We start from the raw sequence: 2,884 nt of genomic DNA, 5'->3' as shown, positions 1-2,884 counted from the left end.
GCATGCCGCTCGACGGGTTCGCCGGGGAGGGCGCCCCGGAGGCGCGGCTGCCGGCGGGGGTCGCGGTGCGTACGTTCCGGCCGGGCGAGGACGACGCGGAGTGGCTGGCCGTCAACGCCGCCGCCTTCGCCCACCACCCCGAGCAGGGCTCGCTGACGCAGGCGGACCTGGACGACCGCGAGGCGGAGCCGTGGTTCGACCCGCGCGGCTTCTTCCTCGCCGAGCGCGCCGGGAAGGTCGTCGGCTTCCACTGGACGAAGGTGCACAGCGCGGAGCAGCTCGGCGAGGTGTACGTCCTGGGGGTGCACCCCGACGCGCAGGGCGGCGGCCTCGGCAAGGCGCTGACGACGATCGGGCTGCGCCATCTGGCGTACGACCGCAGCATGCCGACGGCCATGCTGTACGTGGACGCCGACAACGCCCCGGCGGTCGCGGTCTACGAGGGGATGGGCTTCCGCACGCACGAGACGGACCTGATGTACCGCACGGAGGGCTGACCGGGGCGGGCGGGCCCGTACCGGCACCGAGGGTTGGCCGCGTCGTTACCCTCGGTTCAACCTCGGTTGCGAGCATCGGTGGATGCAGCGCTCCGCCGCGAACGTCTCCACCGTGCCGGGTCAGGCCCGGACACGGGAGAATAGGGGCATGGACGACAGCTCGCCCCTCGTCACCGCCGCCCAGCCCGCGCAGCCGGCCCAGCCGTCGGTGGGCTCGATCGCCGCCCGCCGCCCGCACGCGGTGGCCCCCGCCATGCAGCGGGCGGCCCAGCAGATCGACCCGGACATCGACGCCGACGCCGACGACTACGACGGCCAGGAGGCGGACGAGGAACTGCCCCAGGGCCGCTTCCTGGACCGCGAGCGCAGCTGGCTGGCGTTCAACGAACGGGTCCTGGAGCTGGCCGAGGACCCGGCCACTCCGCTGCTGGAGCGCGCGAACTTCCTGGCGATCTTCGCCAGCAACCTGGACGAGTTCTTCATGGTGCGCGTCGCCGGCCTCAAGCGCCGCATCGCCACCGGCGTCGCCACCCGCTCCGCCTCCGGGCTGCAGCCGCGCGAGGTGCTGGACCTGATCTGGAACCGCTCGCGCGAGCTGATGGCGCGGCACGCCGCCTGCTTCCAGCAGGACGTGCAGCCGGCGCTGGCCGACGAGGGCATCCAGCTGATCCGCTGGGCCGACCTGGGCGAGAAGGAGCAGGCCCGGCTCTTCACCCTCTTCCGGCAGCAGATCTACCCCGTGCTGACGCCGCTGGCCGTCGACCCGGCGCACCCGTTCCCGTACATATCGGGGCTGTCCCTGAACCTCGCGGTCGTCGTCCGCAACCCCGTCAGCGGCCACCGGCACTTCGCCCGCGTCAAGGTGCCGCCGCTGCTGCCGCGGCTGCTGGAGACCGCCTCCGTCGGCGGCGCACAGCGGTTCGTACCGCTGGAGGACGTCATCGCCGCGCACCTCGAAGACCTCTTCCCGGGCATGGAGGTCCTCGCGCACCACGCCTTCCGGGTCACGCGCAACGAGGACCTGGAGGTCGAGGAGGACGACGCGGAGAACCTGCTCAAGGCGCTGGAGAAGGAGCTGATGCGGCGCCGCTTCGGGCCGCCGGTGCGGCTGGAGGTGGAGGAGTCCATCGACCCGTACGTGCTGGACCTGCTGGTCCGCGAGCTGAAGATCTCCGAGGCCGAGGTCTACCCGCTGCCGGGACCCCTCGACCTCACCGGGCTCTTCGGCATCGCCACGCAGGAGCGGCCGGAGCTGAAGTACCCGAAGTTCGTCGCCGGCACGCACCGCGACCTCGCCGAGGTCGAGTCGGCGTCGGCGCCGGACATCTTCGCGGCGCTGCGCGAGCGCGACGTGCTGCTGCACCACCCGTACGACTCCTTCTCCACCTCCGTCCAGGCGTTCCTGGAGCAGGCGGCGGCCGACCCGGACGTGCTCGCCATCAAGCAGACGCTGTACCGCACCTCCGGTGACTCGCCGATCGTCGACGCCCTGATCGACGCGGCGGAGAGCGGCAAGCAGGTGCTGGTGCTGGTGGAGCTGAAGGCGCGCTTCGACGAGCAGGCGAACATCAAGTGGGCGCGGAAGCTGGAGGAGGCGGGCTGCCACGTCGTGTACGGGCTCGTCGGGCTGAAGACGCACTGCAAGCTGTCGCTGGTCGTACGGCAGGAGGGCGAGACCCTGCGCCGCTACAGCCACGTCGGCACCGGCAACTACCACCCCAAGACCGCCCGGCTCTACGAGGACCTGGGCCTGCTGACGGCCGACCCGCAGGTCGGCGCGGACCTCTCCGACCTCTTCAACCGGCTCTCCGGCTACTCGCGGCGGGAGAACTACCGCCGGCTGCTGGTCGCGCCCACGTCGGTGCGCGAGGGCCTCGTCCACCGGATCCACCGCGAGATCACGCACCACCGGGCCGGCCAGCCCGCGTACGTACGCATCAAGGTCAACTCGATCGTCGACGAGGCCGTCATCGACGCCTGCTACCGGGCGTCGACGGCGGGCGTGCCGGTCGACATCTGGGTGCGCGGCATCTGCGCGGTGCGGCCGGGGGTGGCGGGCCTGTCGGAGAACATCCGGGTACGCAGCATCCTGGGCCGGTTCCTGGAGCACTCCCGGGTCTTCGCCTTCGGCAACGGGGGCGAGCCGGAGGTGTGGATCGGCAGCGCGGACATGATGCACCGCAACCTCGACCGGCGCATCGAGGCGCTCGTCCGGGTCGCGGACCCGGCGCACCGCGAGGCGCTGAACCGGCTGCTGGAGACGGGGATGTCGGACACCGTCGACTCCTGGCACCTGGACTCCAACGGCGACTGGACGCGCAACGCGGTGGACGACGCGGGGAGCCGGCTGGCGAACGTACAGGAAATGCTCATCGACGCCCGGAGGC

Annotated in this window: 2 protein-coding genes; both read left to right on the top strand. The window is 71.9% G+C overall.

Annotated features, from left to right (window positions below; all coding sequences use genetic code 11):
* On the top strand, positions 1 to 497 hold a 497-nt coding region (gene mshD / locus H5J30_RS25165; RefSeq protein ID WP_181789642.1), incomplete at its 5' end, for a mycothiol synthase.
* A gap of 148 nt (positions 498 to 645) precedes the next feature.
* On the top strand, positions 646 to 2,884 hold a 2,239-nt coding region (locus tag H5J30_RS25160; protein ID WP_181789641.1), incomplete at its 3' end, for an RNA degradosome polyphosphate kinase.

The sequence above is a fragment of the Streptomyces phytophilus genome, from assembly GCF_013870535.1.
Classification (GTDB): domain Bacteria; phylum Actinomycetota; class Actinomycetes; order Streptomycetales; family Streptomycetaceae; genus Streptomyces; species Streptomyces phytophilus.
Note: the sequence above shows the minus strand (reverse complement) of the source record. Positions and strands in the feature narration are given on the sequence as shown.